We start from the raw sequence: 23,927 nt of genomic DNA, 5'->3' as shown, positions 1-23,927 counted from the left end.
GGACCAAGCTGATTCCCCGTGACGGCGGGGGATTCCCCCGGGCAGGGAGAAACCCCCGTGAGGCGGACTCCAGAGCGGTCGACGCGGCTCACGGGGGCGGTCGGCCTGGGTTGGGCCGACCTTGAAAGGCGACAGGGCCTCCCCAGAGACGAGGTCCTGCCTCTCACGCTGGCCCGCTACCCCTGTCGCGGCACCAGTCACAGGGAAAGACGCCGCCGGAGCACCCGTGGGTTGCTCCGGCGGCGTCCTCGATCCGAGTTCTCACTGGCCGGTGAGGTCGGCCTCCGCCTCGGTGCCCAGGCCCTCCGGCGGCGCGGACTCCTCGCCGGGCACACCCTCGGTACCGGGCGCCCCCTCGGCTCCGGGGACTCCCTCGGTACCGGGCACGCCCTCGGCACCGGGGACGGCACCGTTGGCCAGCCCGTTGAGGAAGCTGGTCGCGGAGGTGACGGCGTACTGCTGCCACTGGCTCATCTCGGGGTCGACCTCGGCGAGGACCGCGAAGGCGACGTCCCCCTGGTAGCCCACGAACCAGTGCAGCGCGGTGCCGTCCTGCTCGGTGCGGGCCGCCTGGCCGTACACCTGCTCCTCGCCGACGTTCACCTCGGGGATCCGGAGGGTGACCGCGTCGCGCAGCCCCTCCCGGACGACCTCCAGGTTGGTCTCGTCGAGCTCGTTGGCGTTGGCCGGGCTGGGCCCCTCCTCGCGGACGAGGGTCGGGCCGTGCCAGGAACCGTCGGCGATGGCCCCGGCCGCCAGGGCCATGGAGAGCGGGCTCACCTGGACCCCGTGGTCACCGATCATGGCGGAGGCCAGTTCCGCGTCGCCGTCCGCGATGTCCACGGTCCCCGGGGAGACGGGCAGCGGCAGCTGCCAGTCGGCGCCCAGGCCGAGCTGCGCGGAGACGTCGGTGAGCGTGTCGGCGCCGACCTCGGACGCGATGTCGACGAACCCGACGGTGCACATGTAGGTCATGTTGCGGACCAGCGTGGGGTTCTCGGCGAGGAAGCCGTTGCTGGGGTTGGTGAACACCTGGTCGCCCACCTCGGACTGGAACCCGCAGGGCATGGCACTGTCCGCCGTGACCGCCCCGGCCTCCAGCGCGGCCAGGGCCGAGACCATGGTGAAGGTGCCGCCGGGCGCGTAGGACCCGGTGAAGGCAGCGTCGTCGGCCGTGCTGCCGGAGGCGTTGGCGGCCGCCAGGACCTCTCCGTTGGTGGTGTCCACCGCGACGAGGTAGCCGTCGCCGGGCAGCGACTCCAGCGCGTTCTGCGCGGCGTGCTGGGTGGCCAGGTCCAGGGTGGTCTCGATGCCGCCGCTGCGCACGCCCTCCCAGGACTCCAGGACGTCGGTCTGGTCGCCGTCCTCGCCCAGGCTGACCACCTGTGTGGTGGCGGTGCCGGCCAGCTCCTGCTGGAAGATGTTCTGGAGGCCGCTCAGACCCACGGTGTCGCCCGCCTGGTAGGCGCCCGCGACACGGGAGGAGACCCGGTGCTCCGACGTGCCCGCGACCTCTCCGAGGACGAACGGGGCCACCGTCGGTGACAGGTTGACCTCGACCTCCTGGGTGTCGACACCGGAGATGCTGGAGGCCTCGCTCAGGAGGGCGCTGTCCGCGTCGCGCATGAGGACCAGCGGCTGGAACTGCTCGGGCGGGGCGGAGCGCACCCGGTTGAGCAGCGGGTCGGGGTCCTCGTCGAGGAGCTCCGCGAGCTCCGTGACGCCCGCTTCCTTGTCCTCCATGTCGGCGGGCAGCACACCGAAGGCGGTGACGCTGTCGGCGGAGACGAGGGGTTCACCGGACCGGTCGAGGATCTGGCCCCGGTCCTTGATCTCGTAGCTGACGGCGAGGCGCTCGCCCTCGGAGAGGTCGGGGTGGATGACGCTCGGGGACCAGTCGATGACCCAGCCGGTGGGGCCGTTGGTCAGCGACATCCGCCCGGTGTAGTTCCACACCGGGTCACCGATGCCGAGGTCCGCGGTGGCGCCGAACTCGGCGCTCGCGGACCCGCCCTCCGTGGAGATCCGGCCGAGGTCGAACCGGATGGAGGCGAGGTCGAGCTGGTCGTGGACCTCGGTCAGGGCCCGCTCGACCTCCTCCGGGTCACCGGTGGTGTACCTGGCGGCCTCGGCGTGGTTCCCGTCCTGCCAGGCGAGCAGGAAGGACCTGACTGCCACCTCCGGACTGGGGTGGGTCGTGCACGCCGCGAGACTCAGGGCGACGATCAGGCCACTGCTGGCGGCCGCGATCCTGCGGCCGAGGGGACGGGGGGACACCTTGTGTGTTCCTTTCAGGCGCCTCAGTGTGGGACAGCTCAACGCCGACGGCGAAGCGCGCGCTCCATGTCACGCTTGGCTTCGCGTTCGGCGATGGCATGGCGCTTGTCGTACTCACGCTTACCGCGAGCCAGAGCGATCTCCACCTTGGCCCGCCCGTCACTGAAGTACAGGGAGAGCGGGATCAGCGTGCGCCCGGGCTCCCGGGTCTTGCCGATCAGCCGGGAGATCTGCTCGCGGTGCAGGAGTAGCTTACGTGATCTGCGGGCCGAGTGGTTGGTCCAGGTGCCCTGTGAGTACTCCGGGATGTGCACGGCTTCCAGCCACACCTCGCCGTCGTGGATGTGCGCGAAGCCGTCCACGAGGGAGGCGCGTCCCTCTCTCAGGGACTTCACCTCGGTACCGGTCAGGACCAGCCCCGCCTCGTAGGTCTCGTCGAGGTGGTACTCGTGCCGGGCGCGGCGGTTCTGGGCGATCAGTTTCCGCCCGGTTTCCTTGGCCACGGTTGTATCCCTTCATGCGTCCGGGGGGCCACGTCGTGTGGCCCCCCGGTACCCGGCGCCCGCCCTGAATCCGGCGGTGACCCGTCAGACCTTCAGGTAGCGGCGCAGGGTGAGGAACGAGGTCACGGTGCACAGGAGCACACCGAGGATCATCGAGACTCCGATGACGTACAGCAGCGAGCCCGTGCCCAGTGCCACGTCGAACTGGAACCACTCCTCGATCTGGGTGAGCAGCGTGTACCTCGTGGCCACGATGAACCCGGACGCGATGACACCACCGATGAGACCGGCGATGGCGCCCTCCAGGAGGAAGGGCAGCTGGATGTAGAAGTTCGACGCGCCGACCAGGCGCATGATGCCGGTCTCCCGGCGACGGCTGTAGGCCGACAGCCGGATGGTGTTGCCGATCAGCAGCGCGGCGGCGGCCAGCTGCACACCGGCGACCACCAGAGCGGCCCACTTGAGACCGTCGAGCAGTCCGAAGAACTGTTCGAGGACGCGCTGGTCGTTGGAGACGGAGTCGACACCGGCGGCCCCGTCGACGGCCGCGCGCACGGTGTCGTAGTTGTCGGGGTTGGTGAGCTGCACCCGGTAGTTCTCCGGGATGTCACCCTCCTGCGCGGCCTCCGCGAGGGCCTCGTTGGAGGAGCCGATGCGCTCCTGGAAGTCGGCCCAGGCCTCGGCTGCGGTGAGGTACCGGAAGTCCTCGACCTCGGGCAGCGAGTTCAGCTGCGCCTCAAGGGCCTCGCGGTCCTCCTCGGTCGCCGCGCCGTTCTCCTGGCAGGCGGCGGTCGGTGAGATGTCGTTGCACATGTAGATGGTCAGCGTGATCCGCTGGTCCCAGTAGTTGCGCATCTCGGAGACCTGCTGGTTGACCAGCAGACCGGCACCGAACAAGGCGAGTGAGATGGCCACGGTCGTGATGACCGCGATGGTCATCGTCAGGTTGCGACGTAGGCCGATCCACGTCTCGGAGAGAACGAATTGTGCTCGCATGATCTGTTAAAGGTCCATCCTTCGGGGCTTCGCCGTGCCGGTGGTCTCGCGGTCGCCGACCGCCCGGCGACGAGCGTGCCAGGGGTCAGTACGCCTGGCCGTAGACGCCGCGCGTCTGGTCGCGCACCACCAAGCCCTCTTCAAGCTCGATCACGCGCTTGCGCATCGAGTCGACGATGGCGGCGTCGTGCGTCGCCATGACGACGGTCGTGCCCGTGCGGTTGATTCGGTCCAGCACCTTCATGATGCCGATGGAGGTCGCCGGGTCGATGTTTCCGGTGGGCTCGTCGGCCAGCAGGATCTGCGGGCGGTTGACGAAGGCGCGGGCGATGGCCACGCGCTGCTGCTCACCACCGGAGAGCTCCCCGGGCATGCGCCCGGCCTTGCCTTCGAGGCCCACGAGCTCGACGACCTCGGGGACGACCTTCTTGATGAACCGCCGGGGCTTGCCGATGACCTCCAGGGCGAAGGCGACGTTCTCGAAGACGTTCTTGTTCGGCAGCAGGCGGAAGTCCTGGAAGACGCAGCCGATGCGGCGGCGCAGGTGCGGGACCTTCCAGTTGGACAGGCGCGCGAGGTCCTTGCCCGCGACGTGCACCCGTCCCTCGTTGGGCTTCTCCTCCTTGAGCACCAGCCTGAGGAAGGTCGACTTGCCGGAGCCGGACGGGCCGACCAGGAAGACGAACTCGCTCTTGTCCACGTCGATGGAAACACCGTCGAGCGCGGGGCGCTTCTGAGTTGGGTACAGCTTGGTGACGTTATCGAAGTGGATCACAGGCGCATCACAAGGCTCTCGAAGGTATGGGCACCCGGCGGACTGAGCTCCGCGCGGGATCGTACCGGCCGCATGGCCACCGACAGTTTAGAGGGGGCAGGGGCCCGGATTGTCCAGGTCCTGTCGCACCCGAGAGATCCGTGGAGATCAGAGCACTATCGGACAACAGCCACGAGCATATCGGAGGTGTCAACCGATGATAACGTTCACATATAGCAGTTTCGGTAAAACTGCGGAGTCGTGAGCGTCACCGTTGGGCTACGGAGCGGGTTCGACCGCTCCTGGTTCCACTCGTACGACCGGGCGTGTCCCCGCCGCTCGGGCGGGGACGCCACGGGTCAGTTCTGTTCGTTCTTCTCCCGGCTGCGCATCCACCGGATCTCGGCGTCGATGAACGCGTCGATCTCGCCGTCGAGGACACCGGAGGTGTTGCCGGTCTCGGCGCCGGTGCGCACGTCCTTCACGCTCTGGTACGGGTGCAGGACGTAGTTGCGCATCTGGGTTCCCCAGCTGCTCACCGAGTCACCGCGGATCTCGTCCAGCGCGGCCTGCTCCTCCTCGCGCTTGCGGGCCAGGAGCTTGGCCTGGAGCATCGACATCGCGGTCGCCTTGTTCTGCAACTGCGAGCGCTCGTTCTGGCAGGAGACCACGATGCCCGTGGGCATGTGGGTGATGCGCACGGCCGAGTCGGTCGTGTTGACGCCCTGGCCGCCGGGGCCGCTGGAGCGGTACACGTCCACGCGCAGCTCGGTCTCGTCGATCTCGATGTGGTCGCTCTGCTCCACCATCGGGACGACGTCCACGCCCGCGAACGACGTCTGGCGCCGGTTCTGGTTGTCGAACGGCGAGATGCGCACCAACCGGTGGGTGCCGTGCTCGCCCCGCAGGGTGCCGTACGCGAAGGGGGCCTTGACCGCGAACGAGGTGGACTTGATGCCCGCCTCCTCCGCGTAGGAGGTCTCGTAGACGTCCGTGGGGTAGCCGTGCCGCTCCGCCCAGCGCAGGTACATGCGCTGGAGCATCTGCGCCCAGTCGGCCGCGTCGACGCCGCCGGCCTGGGAGTTGATGGTGACGATCGCTTCGCTCTCGTCGTGCGGCCCGTTGAGGAGCGTGCGCACCTCCAGCTCACCGATCTCCTTGCGGAGCTGCTCGAGCTCACGGTCGGCCTCGGCCTTGGTGTCGGGGTCGTCCTCGCCCTCGGCGAGCTCGTAGAGCACCCCGAGGTCGTCGAGGCGCTGTCCGATGCCGTTGACCTTGTTGACCATGGACTCCAGGCTGGAGAGCTGGCGCGTCACCTTCTGCGCGTTGGCCTGGTCGGCCCACAGTTCGGGGTCCGCGGACTGCTCGCGCAGTTCGGCGATCTGGGTCTGCATCGCCTCCAGGTCCAACACGGCGGTCACACTCGCCAGGGTCGCCGCGAGTTCCTTGATTTTCTCTGCTGGGTCCAGTTCTGCCACGGGACCCAGTGTAGGTCCCAGCGGGAGGGCGCCCCCCATCCGTGCCCGGCGGACCCGCCCGGAGAGTCCACCGTCACCGTCCCCGGCCCCCGGGCGGATCCGCCCCGGACACGCCGAAGGGGCGCCCGGTGGTCCGGACGCCCCTCAGGTGCTCAGTCGGCTAGTCGACCAGCGAGCGGATCGACCGCAGGGCCACCGAGAGGGTGGCGAGGTCGAAGCGCTCGTTCTCCTGGATCTCCGAGAGCGTGATCCCGGCGCGCTGCACCGAGGCCTCGTTCTGCTCGGACCACTGGGCGATCAGCTCCTCGTTGGAGCCCTCGCCGCCCGCCTCCAGCACGCGGCTGGTGAGGTCCGCGTGCGCCGAGTACAGGTCGTCGCGCAGCGCCGAACGGGCCATCGTGCCCCAGCGGTCGTCCCGGGGCAGGTCGATGATCCGCTCGCGCCACCAGCTGATGTTGAACCGGTCGGCCAGCTCGAAGTAGAGGCTGGCGACCCGCCCGGCCGGCTGGCCCGTGCGGTGCGCGATCTCCACCAGGTCCAGCGTGGAGTAGGCCGGGACCATCACGGCGACGCGCTCCGCGAGGTCCGAGGGCACGCCCAGCGAGACGTACCGGTCGCGGCGCTCCTCGAAGGCCTCCAGGTCGCGTCCGCGCAGCAGCTCCCGGAGCTGCGGCAGCACCTCGCCGACGCCCTCCGCGAAGAAGCCGATCTCGCTGGCGAGGTCGAACGGGAAGGTCCGGTTGCGCAGCAGCCACCGGGCGGAGCGCTCGGCCAGCTTGCGGATCTCCAGCAGCAGCACCAGCTGGCTGTCGACCGAGATCTGGTGGTCCAGCTCCTCGATCTCGCCCCAGTACTGGCGCAGGCCCAGGATCTCCTGCGTGACCAGGTAGGCGCGGGCGATGTCCGCCGCGCTGGAGCCCAGCTCCTCGTTGAGGCGGAACGCGAAGGTCGTCCCCGACCGGTTGACCATCTGGTTGGTCACCTGGTTGACGATGATCTCCCGGCGCAGCGGGTGCGACTGCACACCGGCCGCGAAGCGGTCCAGCCGCAGCGGGGTCGGGAAGTAGTCCGTCAGGGTCGACGCCAGGTACGGGTCGTCGGCCAGGTCGGACAGCCCGATCTGCTCCTTGAGGCTGATCTTGGTGTAGGAGAGCAGCGTGGCGAACTCGGGGCCGGTCAGCCCCTTGCCCTGGGCCCGCCGCTCCGCGATCGCCTTGTCGGAGGGCAGGTCCTCCTGCTTGCGCTTGAGGACCCTGGTCCGCTCCAGGTGACGCATGTAGCGGCCGTGGACGTGCAGCATCTCGTGGGTCTGCTTGCGCGCGGCGGCCAGGACGGCGTTCTGGGAGTAGTTGTTGTCCAGGACCAGCGACGCGACCTCGTCGGTCATGTCGATGAACAGCTGGTCGCGGTCGGCCTTGGCCATCTCGCCGGACCGCACCTCGCGGTCCAGCATGATCTTGATGTTGACCTCGTGGTCGGAGGTGTCCACACCGGCGGAGTTGTCGATGAAGTCACTGTTGACCCGGCCGCCCTCGCGGGCGAACTCGATACGGGCGGGCTGGGTCAGGCCCAGGTTTCCGCCCTCACCGACCACCTTCACGCGCAGCTCGGTGGCGTCCACGCGCACCTGGTCGTTGGCCTTGTCGCCCGCGTCCGCGTGGGTCTGGCCGCTGGCCTTGACGTAGGTGCCGATCCCGCCGTTCCACAGCAGGTCCACCGGCGAGGTGAGCACGCACCGGATGAGCTCGTCCGGGGTGAGCGCCGAGACGCCCTCGTCGATCCCCAGGACCTCGCGGACCTGCGGGGTGATCGGGACGGACTTGGCGGTGCGCGGGTACACGCCGCCGCCCTCGGAGATCAGCGACGGGTCGTAGCTCTCCCAGGTGCTGCGCGGCAGGCGGAACACGCGCTCGCGCTCGGCCCACGACGCGGCCGGGTCCGGGTCGGGGTCGAGGAACACGTGCCGGTGGTCGAAGGCGGCCACCAGTTTGATCTTGCGGGACAGCAGCATGCCGTTGCCGAACACGTCACCGGACATGTCACCGATGCCGACGACGGTGAAGGGCTCCTCCTGGACGTTGACGCCCATCTCGCGGAAGTTGTACTTCACCGACTCCCACGCGCCCCGGGCGGTGATGCCCATGGCCTTGTGGTCGTAGCCCACGGAGCCGCCGCTGGCGAAGGCGTCGCCCAGCCAGAAGCCGCGTTCGTTGGAGATCGCGTTGGCGGTGTCGGAGAAGGTCGCGGTGCCCTTGTCGGCGGCGACCACCAGGTAGGAGTCGTCGCCGTCGTGCAGGACGGTGCGCTCCGGGTGCACGACCCGGCCGTCGACGAGGTTGTCGGTGACGTCCAGCAGGCCGCTGATGAACTGCTTGTAGCAGGACACGACCTCGGCCATGACCTCCTCACGGCCGCCCCCGGCGGGCAGGCGCTTGCAGACGAACCCGCCCTTGGCACCGCTCGGCACGATGACGGAGTTCTTCACCATCTGCGCCTTGACCAGGCCGAGGATCTCCGTGCGGAAGTCCTCGAACCGGTCCGACCAGCGCAGGCCGCCCCGGGCGACGGAGCCGAAGCGCAGGTGGACGCCCTCGACGCGCGGCGAGTACACGTACATCTCGAACCGGGGCCGCGGGTTGGGCAGGTCCGGGATCTCCTGCGGGTTGAGCTTGAGCACCAGGTAGGGGCGCCCCTCGGAGCCGCCCTGGTAGTGGTTGGTGCGCAGGGTGGCCTGGATGACCGCCAGGAACGAGCGCAGGATGCGGTCGTGGTCCAGGCTGGCCACGCCGTCCAGCTCGCCCTCGATCTTGCCGACGATCACGTCGCCGCGCTCGGCGCGTCCCTCGTCGGCCTGGTCGGGGTCGAAGCGGGCCTCGAAGAGCTCCACCAGCAGGTTGGCGATCCCGACGTTGGCGACGAGGACGTCGGCCAGGTAGTCGGGGGTGAAGGTCGATCCGGTCTGGCGCAGGTACTTGGCGTAGGCGCGCAGCACGGTGAGCTGGCGCCAGTCGAGTCCGGCGCGCACGACCAGGGCGTTGAACCGGTCGGACTCACCGAGGTCGCGCCAGGAGGCGTCGAAGGCGTCCTCGAAGAGGGCCTTCAGGCGGCTCGGGGAGAGCTCGGAGGCCTCCAGCGGGCCCAGGCCGAAGTCGTAGATCCAGACCCGGCCCACCCCGCCGACGGTGATGTCGTAGGGCAGCTCGTCCACGACCTCCACGCCCAGGTGCTCCAGGACCGGCAGGACCTGGGAGAGCGAGATGGGCTGTCCGATCCGGGCCAGGCGGAAGCGCCAGGTCCCGGGGGCGGCCCCCTCGGGCTGGTAGAGGCTGGCCGAGAACTCGCCCTCGCGGTCCTCGGAGGAGGTGCGCTGGAGCAGCTCCTCGATGCGGAAGATGTCCCTGGCGGCGACCGTGGGGTCGTTGTCGATCTTGTAGGCCTCGGTGAGCCCGGGGCCGTAGCGCTCCTTGAGCGTGGTGGCGCGGGTGGGGCCGAACTCGTTGACGAGCGCGTCGTCGAAGTCGGCGTCCCAGGAGCGGGCCGCCTGGCGGACCTTCTCCTCCAGCGCGACCTGGTCGATGTCCGCGAGGGTCTGGCCGCTCTGTGCGCGGGCCACCAGGTAGAGGCGGGCCAGCGGGGCGGCGCCGATCATCACGTTGTGGTCCATGGTGGCGCCGTGGAAGGCGTCGGCCAGGACCTTCTGGATGTCGAGGCGCACCTGGGTGCTGTACTCGTCGCGCGGCATGTACACGAAGCAGGACATGTAGCGGCCGCCGTACGGGTCGCGGCGCATGAACAGCTTGGTGCCGCGGCGGTCGCGCAGCCGGAGCACGCCGCGCACGATGCTGTAGAGCTCGCCCACGGGGATCTGGAGGAGTTCCTCGCGCGGGAAGGTCTCCAGGAGTTCGATCAGGTCCTTGCCGTCGTAGCTGTCGGCCTCGAACCCGGCCAGGGCCAGGACCTCGGCCTGTTTGCGGCGCAGGATCGGGATCTGGGCGATGCTGCTGGTGTTGGCCTGGGACGAGAACAGGCCGAGGAAGCGGCGCTCCCCGACGATGTTGCCCTGGGCGTCGAACTTCTTGACGCTGACGTAGTCCAGGTACTTGGGCCGGTAGACGGTGGCGCGGGAGTTGGCCTTGGTGAGCACCAGCAGGTAGGGCTCGCGGGCCTTGCCGCGGATCTCCGGGGGCAGCGCCGAGAACCGGGTGGAGGCGGACGGGTCCATGCGCAGGATGCCGAGGCCGCTGCCGGGCTCGGGGCGCAGCGAGTCGTCGCCGTTCTCGTCGGTCACGAGGGCGTACTCGCGGTAGCCCATGAAGGTGAAGTGGCGCGAGGCGATCCAGCGCAGGAAGTCGACGCTCTCCCCGATCTCGCGGGGGTCGACGCCACCGGCCACCAGGCGGTCCGGGTAGGCGGAGAGCTCGTCGGCGATCCGGATGACCCGGTCGCTCATCTTGGCGGAGTCCTCGTCGGCGTAGCGGACGTCGTTGAGGACGCGCTCCAGCCGGGTGGTGATCTCCTTGACGCGCCCGGGGTCGCTCTGCCGGTCGATCTCGATGTGCATCCACGACTCGTCGATGGGCAGCAGGCCGTCGCCGCCGATCTCCGGGTCGATCTCCACCAGGCGGCCGGACAGGTCACGTCCCACGGTCATCTGCGGGTGGATGATCAGCCGCACCCCGGCACCAAGGTCGCTGAGGGCCATGGTCACGGAGGAGACGAGGAAGGGCGCGTTGTCCGTGACGATCTCGACGATGCTGGTCTGCTGTTCCCAGCCGTCGTGTTCGAGGGTCGGCGTGTAGACGCGGACCTTGGCCCGGCCCGGCGCCCGCTCGGCTCCGAAGGCCTGGTGGGCCTCGGCGGTCCCGCAGATCTGCTCGGGGCTGCGCCCGCTGATCTCCTCCGGGTCCGTGTGGCGGTAGTAGAGGGGAAGGAAGGCGCGGACCGCGTCGGCGGCCTCGGGGCTCAGTCGGTCCCCCGGACTCCACCGGGAGGCCGCGTCCTTGAGCAGCTTCTGGAGGATGACGTCGGATTGCCCGGACATAGGGATCTCTCACTCCTTTGTGAGCAACGTCGCACGAGCGCAGTAGAGGACACCCGGTCATGTGACGTGTGTGGCTCGTCAGGCGACCTGTGAACTTCTGTGGCTGTCATGTGAATTCTCGTGAGGTCCTTGGGCCGCAAGGATCCCACGAGGGCGTTGGTTGGATTGGTACCTGTGCGCACAGGTGGCGTCAAACGAGGTCGGGACGTCATTGTCCCGGCCTCTGCCCCCACGAAGTGGGGACGGACCCCAGGCTACTGCTTTTCGCGCAGGAGAACAGGACCAACACCGTTACAGCACGATTACGCACTGTAAGACCTGGATTGCGGCGGACACCGGAGCACCCGCGTGCCCGGTGCGGTCACCGCGTCGTGGCCTGGTGGACGGCGCTCATCACGGCCCTGGGGTCGCTCAGGTCCGGGAGCACGATCTGCGCTCCGGCCTCCCGGAGCTGGCCCTCGGTCGTGGATCCGTTGAGCACCGCGACGGGGATCGCCCCGCCGATCATCGCCGCGCGCACGTCCGGGGCGGAGCCGGTGACGAACACCGTCTCGTCCTCGGAGTAGGCCCGGCCGCCCTCACCGGAGGCGTGCAGCCTGATGGACTGGATCAGGCTGGACTTGGGGTAGTTGACGGAGCCGAACCCGCCCACCGCGAGGTTGAGGTGGGTGTCCAGGCCGAAGGCCACCAGCTTGGCGGTGGCGTTGGCCCGGGTGCTGCCGCTCACCACGGTCTGCACGGTGTCCGGCAGCGCGGCCACGGCCGCCAGGGAGGCGGCGGCACCGGGCATGACCCGCCCCTTGGCCAGGAGCTGTTCGTGGCGGGCCGCGAAGGAGGCCTCCAACGCGGCGAGGAAGTCGCCCAGGACCTCGGAGTCGGGTTCGAGCTCGACGTAGTTGCGGGCGCAGAACTCGAAGAACATCTCGGAGTCCGTGCGCCCCGAAGCGGAGGTCAGGTAGACCAGCGGTTCGCCGGTGACCTTTTCGAAGGCCTCGGCGTAGGCGGCCCGCATGACCTGTCCCACGTCGAGGAGGGTGAGGTCGATGTTCCATAGCACCAGGCGGCTGATGGCTGACTCCTCGGCGTCGGGGTTCGGGGACGCCACCATTGTGCCGGATGGGCGATTCAGGGAGGAAACGGAGTCCGAACCCGGCTGCTGGCCGGATGGGGCCACTCTCCGCTCAGGGCCCTCACCGAGGCGTACCGTGATGGTCCCCGCGCCCCCTGGAGGCCCCGTGGACGGCAAAGGCGTGCTCGCCCTGACGGCGGCCCTGATCGGCGGAATGTTCCTGGTGCTCTACTTCGGGATGGGACTCCTGCACCGGGTCTTGGACGGCGACGGTGCCGCGCTCGGGCCCCTGGTGCTCCTCGTCTCGGGGACGGTGCTGGCGTTCGCCGCCCTCAACGCGTGGCTGGACTGGGACTCCGACGGCGGGAGCGGTGGTGGTGGCGGCGGGGGCGGCACGGGCAGCAGCGGCGACGGCGGTGACGGAGGAGGCGACGGCGGCGGCTGAACCCAACGCCGCCCCGCAGAGGCGAGGCCACCGTTCGTGATCCGGCAGGCATCCGGGCAAGGAGCCCCGTCCCAGGCCAGGAATGACGCGCGACGGCGTCCCAGCCCGGGTCAGGGCCGGGACGCTGAAACGGGAACCTCAGAGGTGCGAGGGACGTGCGGCGATCAACTGTGCGAAGGCAGTCCACTCGGCGGCCCCGATCGGCAGGAAACCGTGGTCGGGGTTCTTGGAGTCACGGATGGCAGCACCGGTGGGCAGGTCCGCGACCTCGACGCAGTTTTCCTGGGAGGTGGAGTAGGAGGACTTGCGGAAGGTCGGAGCGACCTGGGCCACCTCGACGCAGTTCTCGTGACCAGTGGAGTAGGAGGACTTGCGGAAGGTGAGGATGGGCGCGACCTCGACACAGTTCTCCTGGGCGGATGAGTAGGAGGACTTGCGGAACTCCAGCAACATGATCAGGCTCGCTTGTCGTGCTCGGCGGCGATGGATTCAATCAGGTCGAGAGAACCCTGAGGGTCCAGCGCCAGGTTTTGGACGGCATCGAAAATCAGCGCGTGTCGGTCGAAGTAGTCTCCATCTTCGACGTACAGCGTCTCCACACCGGTCGTGATGGATACGATTCCCGGCTCCGGCCTTGGAAAATCGTACAAGGCGAAGGCCCCATCGATTGCAGGGTGGGCCCCAATCTCATCAGGCAGGGCAAGCACGGTCACCCTGTAATGCGCAGCCATACCTGCGAGGAAGCGCAACTGTTCCGCCATCACTACGTGAGACCCAACTACTTTGCGTAGGGCAGCCTCATCGATGACAGCGGTCAGGCGCGGTCCATCAGGTGCGTCCAGCACAGATCGTCGCGCCATCCGAGATTCCACCTTGCGCTCAAGCTGGTCTGGCGGAACTATCTGACTCGCCTGAGACACAGCCGAGGCGTATTCCGGTGTCTGTAGCAGTCCCGGCACCACTACCACCTCGTACGTTCGAATTCGGACCGCTTCGGCCTCCAGGTCAGGCAGAGCCCCCGGGAAGAGGTCAGCGTACTTGTGCCAATCGCTGCGTCCGCGAGCCTCCTCAGTCAGACTGAGAAGGTGCGCCCGGTCGTCTCCCTCCACCCCGTAGAGATCGAGCAGGGCTTCCACCTCGGAGCGCTTCGGATACTTCCACTCGTTGCGCTCAGCACGCGTCAACTTGGTGGCAGAGGACCATCCCAGCTCTGCCGTCACCTGAGCGGCGGACATGCCGCTGTTCGCCCGCAGCCGTTTGAGTGCGGCCGACAGGCGACGGCGCCGTACGCCAGGCGAGTGTCCACCAGTCACGGAAACCCCTTCCAGACCGAACCTTTGGGTCTGAATCGTAGTGGTGAACACTCCCGGCAGGTTTTTTAGATCAAACACAATGAACACCTTGAGATTGTGTCTGAACACAAGCATACTGGAGCCAGTGGGACACCCATACCGGGTGTCGCCTCCTCTACGTAGGGAGCTGACTCCATGGCGTCAACCTTCGTGCCTGATGTCGAGCTGTACACCGAGGTCATCCAGATCATCCGGGGCGGTGAGCCCGATGAGGACGGGATCCCGCTGGCGGGGCGGATCTCGCCGCTGACTCCGAGCTACAACACCCAGACCTGTGCGTGCTCCTGTGTCGCGATCGGGCACAGCTTCTGGGAACGGCTCGACCGGTTGAACCCCTACCGGAAGGACAGCGACATCTGGATGCGCGTCCTCCTGGAGGGCGACGACGAGGGCGGCCTGCCCGAAGGGGCGAGTGTCATCGAGACGAGGCGGGTGAGCTACCTCGTCCGCTAGAGCCCCCTCCGTGCCGTTGGGCGGCGCCGCATTCGTCACGCGGCGCCGCCCATCCGCACGGCCGGACATCATCCATGGCAACAGTGCCTCAAGGAAAGCGGTACGGCGTGAACCTGGACAACCTTCACGCGCGGCTGGTCGACCGGTTGGACACCACCAACACGATCCGTGCCGCCTTCACCGACCACCCCCGACACCGGTTCATCCCGGACCTGGTCTGGCCCAGCGCTCGGGGCCTACCGCTCTACCGAACCGCCAACCTCGCGCGGTGGGCGGCGTACGTCTACGACGATGACGCCGTGGTCATCCAGGCCAATGACGGGGGCAGTGGCTCGTCCAACATCGCCACTTCCTCCTCCTTGGCACCGCAGCTCATGGCGGACATGATCGCGGCGGCCAGGGTGGAACCCGGAATGCGGGTGCTGGAGATCGGTACCGGGACCGGCTGGAACGCCGCGATCCTCGCCTCCCTGGTCGGACCCACCGGGCACGTGACCTCGTTGGAAATCGACCCCGACGTCGCCGCACACGCCCGGTCGCGGCTCTCGGGAACCGGAGTGCGGGTCATCACCGGAACCACCGCCCCCGATGCGGACGTCTACGACTCGGTCATCGCCACCTGCGCGGTCAGGCACGTACCCGAGTCGTGGACCGCCTCCCTCACCTCTCCGGGCGTGGCCGTCCTCCCCTGGGCGCCCTACGACTACGACGGCCCCACCCCGGTTGTCGCCCTGTCCCACACCCTCCGGGGCGACTTCCTGTGCGATGCCTCGATCATGCGCGACCGCACTCAGAGGCTCCCCCGAGACACCTTCGCGGGGACCGCCCAGGAGATGGAACAGGTGGGTGGCTTCCCTGTCGGCTCCCGAGAGCTGGTCGACCGTGGCCTGCTCACCCGCCTGACCCTGGCCACCCCAGGTCTGCGTATCGAGGAGGGAAGACGCCCCTGGGACGGTGACTCCGCCCCGGTCATCGCGCTGAGCACGGTCGGTTCCTGGGTGCACCTGTGGCCGGACGGCACCACCACGGGGGCCGGTCCCCGCGACCTCGGCAAGGAACTGGGAGAGGCCTACGTCGAACTCGACGCGGCGGGCTGGCCCGAGCTGACGGAGTTCACCCTGGAGGTCTCCCCCGACCGCAGAACGCACACGATCCGAGCAGGTGCCCTCGGCCCCTGGGAACACAGCGTTTGGTGAGCGCTCCCGGGGACGCCAAGGGCCGGGCCGCCGCGCGCCTGTACGAACGCCTGGGCTGGGAGCGTCCGGGCGCGATCACGCACGCCTTCGACGGGTACCCGCGTACTGCTACGTCTGGGACTCCTCGACCAGGTAGCGGATCTCCTGGACCGCGAACCACATGAGCTCGTGGTCCTCGGCGGCTTCGGAGGCCGGGTCGGCCGCGGCCTCGGCGATGTCGGCGGCCGCGTCGGTGTCGTCCAGGTGCGCGGACCGGAGCTTCTTGTAGGGCACGCCGCCCCGGACGGTGACCCGGACGACCCCTTCGGCGTGGCGTCCGCCCCGCTCCACGGCGGCGTCGGGCATCTCGGCGGCGAGGACCACGCGGCGGCGGGGCGCCCCGGGGTCCTCGGACAGCATGCGCAGGGAGGCCTCGGCCGCCGCGTACATGGCGTCGTACTCGGCCTCCTCGGGGTCCCCGTCGGGCCCGGCGTCGGCGGTGAAGGCCGGGAGGGTCTCCCCCTCCAGTCGACCCCGGTCGAGCAGGGCCGCGAGCGCGGGGACGGTACTGGGCAGGAAGACGTACATGGGGCTCTCCAGGCGGGATCGGGTCCCTACGAGTTTCCCAAAGAACCCGACGGGGTCAGACCGGCTGCCGCTGGTGGTCGTCCTCGGGGGCCAGGAAGCGGGACAGCGCCCGGCGGGTGCTCTCCACGTCCGTGTGCAGGATGCCGGTCATCCCCAGGGACTCGGCGGTCTCGATGTTGTGCGCCAGGTCGTCGATGAACACGCAGTCCTCGGGCTCCAGGCCCAACTGCTCGCAGGTGTGCAGGTAGATGCGCTCCTCGGGCTTGCGCATACCCACCTCGCCGGAGATCACCACCGTGTCGAAGGTGGAAGCGAAGTGGTCGCGCGGGTAGCCGTTGCCCCAGGAGTTGGACAGCAGCGCGGTCCCGTGCCCGCTCCCCCGGGCCGAACGCAGGGTGTCGTACATGGCGTCGACCGGGTCGAAGTGGGCGAACATGCGCTCGATCAGGCCCTGCGCCCGTACCGGGGCGCCGTGGGTGGAGCGCAGCAGGGCGGCGAGGTCGCGTTCGAACAGGTGGGTCTCGATCTCGCCGCGTTCCAGGGCGTGCACGGGGTTGTCCGGCACGCTGTTGTCGAAGTACGGACGCATGACCTCGTGGTAGTGGTCGATGTCGATCCGGTCGGACCTGAGCCAGGCCCGGATTCCCTCGGGCAGGGGTGGGGTGAGCACACCGCCCCAGTCGGAGATGACCCCTCGTCGGGTGCCGTTCATCCGCTCGCCTCCTTCGGTGATCGCCGTGGGGACCACCGCCCGGCCTCGCGCGGAGCCGAGCCGGACGGGGAACGGTTCTTCCCGTTCCCCGTCCGGTTCAACCGCGTCTCACCCGGTGGCGACCCGGCGGCGTCAGTAGCCGAGCCCGGTACCTGCGGTCACGTCGGCGCCGGGGATGTCCACCGGCAGGGTTCCCGAGGGGTCGACCTCTCCGGCGATCACCCGGGCGGCGGCCACCCGGGAGACCTCCACCGCCGAGTACAGGGCCAGGTAGGCGTCGACGTCCGGGAAGGCCTCCAGGTCGTAGGGGCCGCCCTGGGCGACCACGACCACGGGGGTGCCCTGGGAGCGCCCCGCGGCCACCATGCCGCGCTGCTCCTCGGAGCTCCGCGCGTTCCGGGTGCCGACCACGAGCACGTCCTCGCCGCCGTCCACGACCTCCAGTCCGGCGTCGGTCAGAGCCGGGGCGATCCGGTCGGCGCCCTCCCCCTGGACACGCACGCGGGTGCCCGCGTCCAGCGGCAGCAGGTCGGCCTCGTTGCGGACCACGGTGACCGAGGCGTCGGCCACCCGCTGGGCGGCCTCGGCGTGCTCGGGGTTCTCCATGGCCGCGTCGGCCTCGGCCGGGTCGGCGGACTCGCGCTCCAGGACGCCGCGCTTCTCCTTGAGCGTGAGGATGCGCAGCACCGACTGGTCGATGCGCTCCTCGGTGAGTCGGCCGCTCTCGACCGCCTCCCGGATCGCCGCCACGGCGGCGCCCGGGTCCGGCGGCATGAGGAGCTGGTCCACCCCGGCCTCCACCACGCGCACGGCGACCTCACCGTCGGCGTGGGTCTGGCGCACGCCCTCCATGTTGAGGGCGTCGGTGGTGACCACCCCGTCGTAGCCGAGCTCGCCGCGCAGGATCTCGTCGATGATGACCGGCGACAGGGTCGCCGGGTCCTCGCCCGGGTCCAGCTGCGGCATGAGCACGTGCGCGGTCATGATGGCGTCCACGCCCGCGTCCACGGCCGCCCGGAACGGCGGCAGGTGCTCGGCCTCCCAGCGGTCACGGGGCAGGTCGATCACGGGCAGGCCCGTGTGGCTGTCGACGTCGGTGTCGCCGTGTCCGGGGAAGTGCTTGATGACCGGCACGACGCCGTGCTCGGAGTAGGCGTCGGACTCGGCCAGCACCATCTCGGACACCAGTTCCGGGTCGGAGCCGAAGGAGCGGATGCCGATGACCGGGTTGTTGGGGTCGGTGTTGACGTCGGCGTCGGGCGCGTAGTTCATGTTGACGCCGACCGCGAGGAGTTCGTCCGCCGTGGTCGACGCCCGCAGGGCGGCGAGGTCGGTGTCACGGGTGGCGCCGACCGCCATGGCGTCGGGGAACAGGGTGCCCACGGGCATACGCACCACGAGGCCCTGTTCCTGGTCGATGCTGACGAACAGGGGGACGCCCTGTCCCACTTCGGCGGCCTGGTCCTGCATGCCCGCCGACATCTGTGCGATCTGCTCGGCGTCGTTCAGGTTGGCGTCGAAGTAGATGACGCCGCCGGGCCGGTGCGCCTCGATCTGGGCGGCGTTGTCGGCGGCCGTGGTGCCCTGCGCGGTCAGGACCAGGAGCTGGCCGATCTTGTCGTCCAGGTCCATCTCGGCGAGCAGCTGTGGGGCCAGGACCGGCTCGAAGGGCTCGGCCGTGGCCTCGGCGCTGGGGTCGTCGTTCTCGGGCGAGGTGTCCACCTCCTCGGGTGTGGTGCAGGCTGTGGTGATCAGGGCGAGGGCCACGCAGGCCGGGGCCAGGGCGCGTGGAACGGACGATCTCATAAGGGACTTCATCTCCGCCGGATCGCTGGTTGCGGCCGGAGACTACCCGCTCCCCGGAGCGGGCAGGACGCACCCCGCCGTGGCGGGGGCGGAACGCGGAGGGTCACTCCCAGACGAACAGGTCCTCTCCCAGCTCGACCGCTCCCCCGGCCAGCTCCGAGAGGGCGCCCGGCTGGGCGTCCAGGGCCACCACCGGCACCACCGAGGGCCGCCCGGCGGCGGCGACCGCGCCGGGCGACCAGCGGATCACCGGTGTGCCCGCCGCCACCTCCGTGCCCTCCTCGGCCAGGAGGGTGAACCCCTCCCCGGCGAGCTGCACGGTGTCGATGCCCAGGTGGACGAGGACACCGCGTCTGTTGTCGGCGGCCATGACCACGTAGGCGTGGGGGTGGAGCTTGACCAGGGTCCCGGCGATCGGGGCGACCGCCTCGTGTTCGGACTCCTGGCCGCCCTCCTGTCCCGGTTCGGGGTGGACGGCCACACCGGGGCCGACCATGCTCTGGGAGAACACCGGATCGGGCACCGTGTCCAGGGACAGGGCGGTTCCGGCGACGGGCGAGAGTACGCGCAGCGCACCGTTCAGGTCTGACATGAGGGAGGTCTTCCCTGGGAGCGGGACTTAACCCGGATAAGGGGCGGTCAGAAGGGTACAAAGGCCTGACTTTCCGGATCCCGCTCCGACGGGCTAGTCCAGCAGGTCCTGGATGTCGTCCGTGAGGGAGTCCGCCTCCGGGCCGACCACGACCTGGACGACGTTGCCCGAGACCAGGACGCCGTGCGCGCCCGCCGCCCGAAGGTCGGCCTCCCGGACCAGAGCGGGGTCGCTGACCTCGGTGCGCAGCCGAGTGATGCAGGCCTCGATGTCCTCGATGTTGGCGGCGCCGCCCAAACCGGCGACGATCGCCGTTGCCTTGTCCGACATGTGCCCTCCGTGCTCTACCCGGGATCACGTGACCCGGGGGGTCTGAGCCGAGCTTAGAGGTGGCGTGCCTCACACGCCAGGGTCGGCGCGGTGGTCGATCGTCGCCGGAGGCGCCGGGCTCAGCCGGAGCGGCCCGGATCGCCGCCCCCGCTCGGGGCGTCCGGTCCGGGTTCGGTCGTACCGTCCGCCGTCGCCGGAGCCGTGTGCGGTGCGGCCTCGGGCTCGTCGGGGTCGGGCTCCCGTCCGGGCGTGGGGAAGTTGAACCTGCTGATCAGCAGGTAGAAGATCCCGAAGTAGACCAGGAAGTAGAACGCCCCGAACAGCAACAGCACACCCAGTCCCTCGGTGTTGCTCTTCGTCGCGTTCAGCAGCAGGTCGATCAGCCCCGCCGAGAAACCGAAGCCCAGTTGGACGTCGAGCAGGTTCATCACGGCCAGCGAGACCCCGGTGAGCACGATGTGCACCGCGAAGAGCACCGGCGCCACGAAGATGAAGGCGAACTCCACCGGCTCGGTGATGCCCGTGACGAACGCGGTCAGCGCCGCCGGGATCATGATCGAGCCGATCTGCGCGCGCCGGGCCTTGGAGGCCGTCAGCCACATGGCGAGCGCCGCTCCCGGGAGACCGAACATCAGCACCGGGAAGAAGCCGGACAGCAGGGTGCCCGCCTCCGGGTCCCCCGCGAAGTAGCGGGTGATCTCCCCGTGCGAGACCACGCCGCCGTCGTCGGTGTAGGTGCCCGAGACGAACCAGACGAACGAGTTCACCACGTGGTGCAGGCCCAGCGGCAACAGGACGCGGTTGATGACGCCGTACACCCCGGCGCCGAGGGCGCCCGCGCCGATCAGGGCCTCGCCCAGGTTTTGGATCCACATGCCGACGATCGGCCAGACCAGGCCCAGCACGACGCCCATGCCCAGACCGGCCAGTGCGGTGACGATGGGGACGAAGCGGCGGCCGCCGAAGAAGCCGAGCCAGGTGGGCAGCTTGATCCGGTGGTAGCGCTGCCACAGCACGGCGGCCACCAGGCCCACCACGATCCCGCCGAGCACGTCGGTGGGGTTCTTGACGGCGTGGTTGATCACCGGGAGGACGGCGTTGACCGCCTCCGGATCCGCGACCGGTTCCCGGGTCACCGGATCGGTCGCCAGCGGATAGGTGACCAGCCGGGACCCGATGTCGCCGGCGGGGCCGTCGAAGGTGACCATCGTCCAGGTGGCCACACGGTCGAACACGAGGTAGCCGACCACGGCCGCCAGGGCGGTGGAGCCGTCCGCGCGTCGGGCGAAGCCGATCGCCACGCCGATCGCGAACAGCAGCGGCAGGGCCTCGAAGATCGCCTCACCGGCGGTGCCTACGGCACCGGAGACCGGCTGCATCCAGCCCATCCCGTCGATCCCGGCCAGGCCGTCCGCTCCGAGCAGGTCGTCCTGGCCGAGGCGGAGCAGGATCGCGGCGGCGGGCAGGACCGCGATGGGCATCATCAGGCTGCGGCCGAGCCGCTGGAGCACGGCCAGCGCGGCCGAACCGCGCTTGCGCGGGGGGTCTCCGGGTTCGGCGGGGGCGTTCTTCGCTGGGGTTGGGTCCGACATGGTGGGGGGTCCTCCCTTTCGGACGCGCGCCCCTGGCGCGCGAGACGTCAGTCTCCGTGCCTCCGCGGGTCCAGGCGGGAGTGCAGCTGGTAGCGGTCGGCACGGTAGGTGGACAGGGCGAGTTCCACGCACTGTCCCTTGGCGAAGCTGCGGCGCTGCATGATCAGCACCGGGCTTCCTGCGGGTAGGCCAAGGAGACGGGAGTCGGCCGAGTCGCAGATCCCGGCCTCGATGGTCTGCTCACCGGAATCCAACAGGATGTCGAACTCGTTTTCCAGGACCTCATAGAGGGATCGTTCGGCCAGATCGTGGTCCTCCAGGCCGGGCACCATGGCCGCCGGGATGTTGGAGCGCTCGACCGCCATGGGCTCGTCGTCGGCGGTCCGCATGCGCTCGATGTGGTGCACGAGGGTGCCGGGGGCGATGTCGAGCATGCGCGCGGTGTGGCCGCTGGCCGGGATGACCTGGCGGATCAGCTCCCGTGCTCCCGGCTCGAAGCCCCGGGCCCGCATGTCCTCGCTGAAGGAGGCCAGGACCAGGGACATCTCGATCTTCGGCCGGGCCACGAAGGTGCCCTTGCCGGGGACCCGGTAGAGGCGGCCCTCAGCGACGAGGAGGTCGATGGTCTGGCGCACGGTCATGCGGGAGAGACCGTAGGTGGAGCTCAGCTCGCGCTCGGAGGGGACCATGTCGTCCACGCCCAGCCCGGCCGCGGTGATCCAGTCCAGGAGCAGATCGCGGAGTTGGACGTACTTCGGCAGGGGGTTGCTGGCGTCGATCGGCATGGAGCGGGTGGCCTTCTCGGTCGGCGGGTCGGGTGGTCCGGTGGTCGGCGTTCGACCTTAGCGCGGCATCCGCCCGGACTCGTGGCACTTGCCGGGTCATGCCGGGATCTGACTGGTATAGTCCGGACTAGACCATAGCTCGACCCGCGTGTCAATCCTCCTTGTGGTACGCGGAGTGAACCAGCATCGTGGCTGGCCAGCGGCGTAGTCCGGGCCGTCCACTCGACCAGCGCGGCCCCCGGCGTACGTCCAGGACCGCACGTCCCCACCGGAAGGCTCCGTATGTCCACCACGAGCATGATGCTCTCCGAGATCGCCGAACAGCCCGAGGCACTGCGCCGCACCTTCGCCGAACTGCTGCCCCTGCGCGGGGAGATCGAGGCGCTCGGCCGCGCCACCAAGCACGTCCTGTTCATCGCCCGGGGTTCCTCGGACAACGCGGCCGTCTACGGCAGCTACCTCCTCCAGGCGCACACCGGCCGCCTGGCCACGCTGGGCTCGCCCTCCATCGCCACCGCCTACGGCGCGCGGATCGACCTCTCCGACGTCCTCGCCGTGGCCATCTCCCAGTCCGGCAAGACCGAGGAGATCGTCGAGACCATGCGCTGGGCCGCCGACTGCGGCGCCCGGACCGTCGCCGTCACCAACGGCGCGGACTCCCCGCTGGCCGCCGAGGCCGACGTCGCCCTGGTCACCCGGGCCGGGAACGAGCTGGCGGTCCCCGCCACGAAGACGTACAACACGCAGCTGGCCGCCCTCGCGGTGCTGGCCCTGGGCCTGGGCGCGAACCTGGACGCCGGGGAGCTGGAGCTGGTGCCCGCCGGTATCGAGGAGACCCTCGCGGCCCCCACGGACTCCCTGGAGGAGATCGTGGAGCGGATGGTGGCCGTGCAGGGCGCGGTGATCTCCGGTCGCGGCATGGCCTTCTCGACCGCTCTGGAGGCCGCCCTTAAGCTCAAGGAGGCGTGCTACCTGCACGCCATGGGGCTGTCCTACGCGGACCTCCAGCACGGCCCCATCGCCGTCGTGGACCCGCGCACCCCGGCCCTGCTGGTCGCCGCACCCAACGGCCCCACCCTGGAGGGCACGGTCGCCCTCGCGGAGCGGGTCCGCTCCGCCGGTGCCCCGGTGTTCGGCTTCGGCGGCGGTTCCGCCCTCGCCGCCGCCAGCGACCTCTCCGTGCCGGTCCCGGACGTGCCCGAGTGGGTCGCGCCGATGAACCTCATCGTCCCCGCCCAGCTGCTCACCGAGCACCTCGCCCGCCGCCTGGGCTACGACCCCGACGTCCCCCGCGGCCTCAACAAGGTCACCCAGACCACCTGAGCCACAGGGTTCTCACCCGCCACCCACCGCTCCCACGCTCGACGGGTCTCGGGCCGCACGGGGGCGTCCACGGCCCGGCACCGCGCACGCGGCGCCGGGCCTTCGTCGTTCCAACTCCCGGCAAAGAATCCGGCCGACCGGGGCGGGGGCGCGCGCCCGGCACCGCGTCCGTCGCGCGCGCGGCCCACAATGGGCGCACCGCACAGAGGAGAGACCGTGGCCAAGTACGTGATGTTCAAGCACTACCGGGGCGCACCGGCCTCAGTGAACGACGTCCCCATGGACCAGTGGACGCCCGAGGAGGTCTCGGCGCACGTCGGCTACATGAACGACTTCGCGGACCGGCTGAGGGGGACCGGGGAGTTCGTGGACTCCCAGGCGCTCGCCCCGGAGGGGACCTTCGTCCGCTACGACGGCGAGGGAAGCCCGCCCCTCACCTACGGTCCCTTCCCCGAGACCAAGGACCTCGTCGCGGGCTGGATGGTGATCGACGTCGACAGCCACGACCGCGCCCTGGAGCTGGCCGCGGAGCTGTCGGCCGCCCCCGGGGCCGGAGGGCGGCCCATCCACGAGTGGCTGGAGCTGCGCCCGTTCCTGGGTCCGCACGGCTGACGCGTGTGGGCGCGGCCCCCTCGGGGAGCCGCGCCCACACTCTG

The 23,927-nt window shown here is 69.7% G+C and carries 21 protein-coding genes; 5 read left to right on the top strand and 16 right to left on the bottom strand.

The window, feature by feature from the left end; translation table 11 throughout:
- Nucleotides 1-261: 261 nt before the first annotated feature.
- From AC0VYM_RS05790 to AC0VYM_RS05760, 7 genes are all read right to left on the bottom strand, one after another.
- Nucleotides 262-2,277: a penicillin-binding transpeptidase domain-containing protein gene (locus AC0VYM_RS05790; protein WP_475459789.1), complete on the bottom strand. Its 2,016-nt coding sequence runs from the start codon at nucleotides 2,275-2,277 to the stop codon at nucleotides 262-264.
- Nucleotides 2,278-2,315: 38 nt separating this feature from the next.
- Nucleotides 2,316-2,780, bottom strand: coding sequence for an SsrA-binding protein SmpB (smpB, locus tag AC0VYM_RS05785; protein WP_378743263.1), 465 nt, complete (start codon nucleotides 2,778-2,780; stop codon nucleotides 2,316-2,318).
- An 84-nt stretch (nucleotides 2,781-2,864) separates the two neighbouring features.
- Nucleotides 2,865-3,776, bottom strand: a complete 912-nt coding sequence (gene ftsX, locus AC0VYM_RS05780; RefSeq protein ID WP_475459785.1) for a permease-like cell division protein FtsX — start codon at nucleotides 3,774-3,776, stop codon at nucleotides 2,865-2,867.
- Between the two features lie 85 nt (nucleotides 3,777-3,861).
- Complete coding sequence (ftsE, locus tag AC0VYM_RS05775) at nucleotides 3,862-4,551, bottom strand: cell division ATP-binding protein FtsE (protein ID WP_017542492.1); 690 nt, start codon at nucleotides 4,549-4,551, stop codon at nucleotides 3,862-3,864.
- A 338-nt stretch (nucleotides 4,552-4,889) separates the two neighbouring features.
- Nucleotides 4,890-6,008 (bottom strand): peptide chain release factor 2, encoded by a 1,119-nt coding sequence (gene prfB, locus AC0VYM_RS05770; protein ID WP_475459783.1) that lies wholly within the window; start codon nucleotides 6,006-6,008, stop codon nucleotides 4,890-4,892.
- 160 nt (nucleotides 6,009-6,168) lie between these two features.
- On the bottom strand, nucleotides 6,169-11,049 hold the full coding sequence (locus tag AC0VYM_RS05765) for an NAD-glutamate dehydrogenase (protein ID WP_475459781.1): 4,881 nt from the start codon (nucleotides 11,047-11,049) through the stop codon (nucleotides 6,169-6,171).
- Nucleotides 11,050-11,410: 361 nt separating this feature from the next.
- A complete protein-coding gene (locus tag AC0VYM_RS05760; RefSeq protein ID WP_475459778.1) occupies nucleotides 11,411-12,157 on the bottom strand; it encodes an HAD family hydrolase in 747 nt (248 codons plus the stop codon).
- Between the two features lie 127 nt (nucleotides 12,158-12,284).
- Between AC0VYM_RS05760 and AC0VYM_RS05755 the strand changes: the two genes are divergently transcribed.
- Nucleotides 12,285-12,563, top strand: a complete 279-nt coding sequence (locus tag AC0VYM_RS05755) for a hypothetical protein (RefSeq protein WP_475459775.1) — start codon at nucleotides 12,285-12,287, stop codon at nucleotides 12,561-12,563.
- A 138-nt stretch (nucleotides 12,564-12,701) separates the two neighbouring features.
- Here the strand turns inward: AC0VYM_RS05755 and AC0VYM_RS05750 are convergent, their stop codons facing one another.
- Both AC0VYM_RS05750 and AC0VYM_RS05745 read right to left on the bottom strand, forming a co-directional pair.
- Entirely contained in the window at nucleotides 12,702-13,016 is a 315-nt protein-coding gene (locus AC0VYM_RS05750) for a DUF397 domain-containing protein (RefSeq protein ID WP_475459772.1), read from the bottom strand.
- Between the two features lie 2 nt (nucleotides 13,017-13,018).
- The gene (locus AC0VYM_RS05745; RefSeq protein ID WP_475459770.1) at nucleotides 13,019-13,984 is read right to left on the bottom strand and encodes a helix-turn-helix domain-containing protein; all 966 of its coding nucleotides are present in this window, start codon (nucleotides 13,982-13,984) and stop codon (nucleotides 13,019-13,021) included.
- Between the two features lie 66 nt (nucleotides 13,985-14,050).
- Here AC0VYM_RS05745 and AC0VYM_RS05740 point away from each other — a divergent pair, with 66 nt between their 5' ends.
- Together AC0VYM_RS05740 and AC0VYM_RS05735 are read left to right on the top strand one after the other, a co-directional pair.
- Nucleotides 14,051-14,368 carry a hypothetical protein gene (locus AC0VYM_RS05740; protein WP_475459768.1) on the top strand — a complete coding sequence of 106 codons (318 nt, stop codon included), beginning with the start codon at nucleotides 14,051-14,053 and terminating at the stop codon, nucleotides 14,366-14,368.
- A 107-nt stretch (nucleotides 14,369-14,475) separates the two neighbouring features.
- Nucleotides 14,476-15,564 (top strand): methyltransferase domain-containing protein, encoded by a 1,089-nt coding sequence (locus tag AC0VYM_RS05735; protein ID WP_475459765.1) that lies wholly within the window; start codon nucleotides 14,476-14,478, stop codon nucleotides 15,562-15,564.
- Nucleotides 15,565-15,672: 108 nt separating this feature from the next.
- Here the strand turns inward: AC0VYM_RS05735 and AC0VYM_RS05730 are convergent, their stop codons facing one another.
- The 7 genes from AC0VYM_RS05730 to AC0VYM_RS05700 all read right to left on the bottom strand — a co-directional run bounded on the left by AC0VYM_RS05730 (nucleotide 15,673) and on the right by AC0VYM_RS05700 (nucleotide 21,948).
- Nucleotides 15,673-16,131 (bottom strand): DUF6912 family protein, encoded by a 459-nt coding sequence (locus tag AC0VYM_RS05730; protein WP_475459762.1) that lies wholly within the window; start codon nucleotides 16,129-16,131, stop codon nucleotides 15,673-15,675.
- Between the two features lie 55 nt (nucleotides 16,132-16,186).
- On the bottom strand, nucleotides 16,187-16,843 hold the full coding sequence (locus AC0VYM_RS05725) for an HAD family hydrolase (RefSeq protein WP_475459760.1): 657 nt from the start codon (nucleotides 16,841-16,843) through the stop codon (nucleotides 16,187-16,189).
- A 132-nt stretch (nucleotides 16,844-16,975) separates the two neighbouring features.
- On the bottom strand, nucleotides 16,976-18,649 hold the full coding sequence (locus AC0VYM_RS05720) for a glycoside hydrolase family 3 protein (protein ID WP_475459758.1): 1,674 nt from the start codon (nucleotides 18,647-18,649) through the stop codon (nucleotides 16,976-16,978).
- 103 nt (nucleotides 18,650-18,752) lie between these two features.
- A complete protein-coding gene (locus AC0VYM_RS05715; RefSeq protein WP_475459756.1) occupies nucleotides 18,753-19,241 on the bottom strand; it encodes a PTS sugar transporter subunit IIA in 489 nt (162 codons plus the stop codon).
- A gap of 93 nt (nucleotides 19,242-19,334) precedes the next feature.
- Nucleotides 19,335-19,571 carry a PTS sugar transporter subunit IIB gene (locus AC0VYM_RS05710; protein ID WP_475459753.1) on the bottom strand — a complete coding sequence of 79 codons (237 nt, stop codon included), beginning with the start codon at nucleotides 19,569-19,571 and terminating at the stop codon, nucleotides 19,335-19,337.
- Between the two features lie 119 nt (nucleotides 19,572-19,690).
- Nucleotides 19,691-21,163 carry a PTS transporter subunit EIIC gene (locus AC0VYM_RS05705; RefSeq protein WP_475459751.1) on the bottom strand — a complete coding sequence of 491 codons (1,473 nt, stop codon included), beginning with the start codon at nucleotides 21,161-21,163 and terminating at the stop codon, nucleotides 19,691-19,693.
- A gap of 47 nt (nucleotides 21,164-21,210) precedes the next feature.
- Nucleotides 21,211-21,948 (bottom strand): GntR family transcriptional regulator, encoded by a 738-nt coding sequence (locus AC0VYM_RS05700; protein ID WP_017542475.1) that lies wholly within the window; start codon nucleotides 21,946-21,948, stop codon nucleotides 21,211-21,213.
- A 282-nt stretch (nucleotides 21,949-22,230) separates the two neighbouring features.
- Between AC0VYM_RS05700 and AC0VYM_RS05695 the strand changes: the two genes are divergently transcribed.
- A complete protein-coding gene (locus AC0VYM_RS05695; RefSeq protein ID WP_475459748.1) occupies nucleotides 22,231-23,271 on the top strand; it encodes an SIS domain-containing protein in 1,041 nt (346 codons plus the stop codon).
- Nucleotides 23,272-23,487: 216 nt separating this feature from the next.
- Complete coding sequence (locus AC0VYM_RS05690) at nucleotides 23,488-23,883, top strand: YciI family protein (protein ID WP_475459745.1); 396 nt, start codon at nucleotides 23,488-23,490, stop codon at nucleotides 23,881-23,883.
- Nucleotides 23,884-23,927: the final 44 nt, after the last annotated feature.

The organism is Nocardiopsis sp. iso_237, assembly GCF_056173345.1.
The sequence above is the reverse complement of the archived record's forward strand: the minus strand, read 5'-3'. Positions and strand labels throughout refer to the sequence as shown.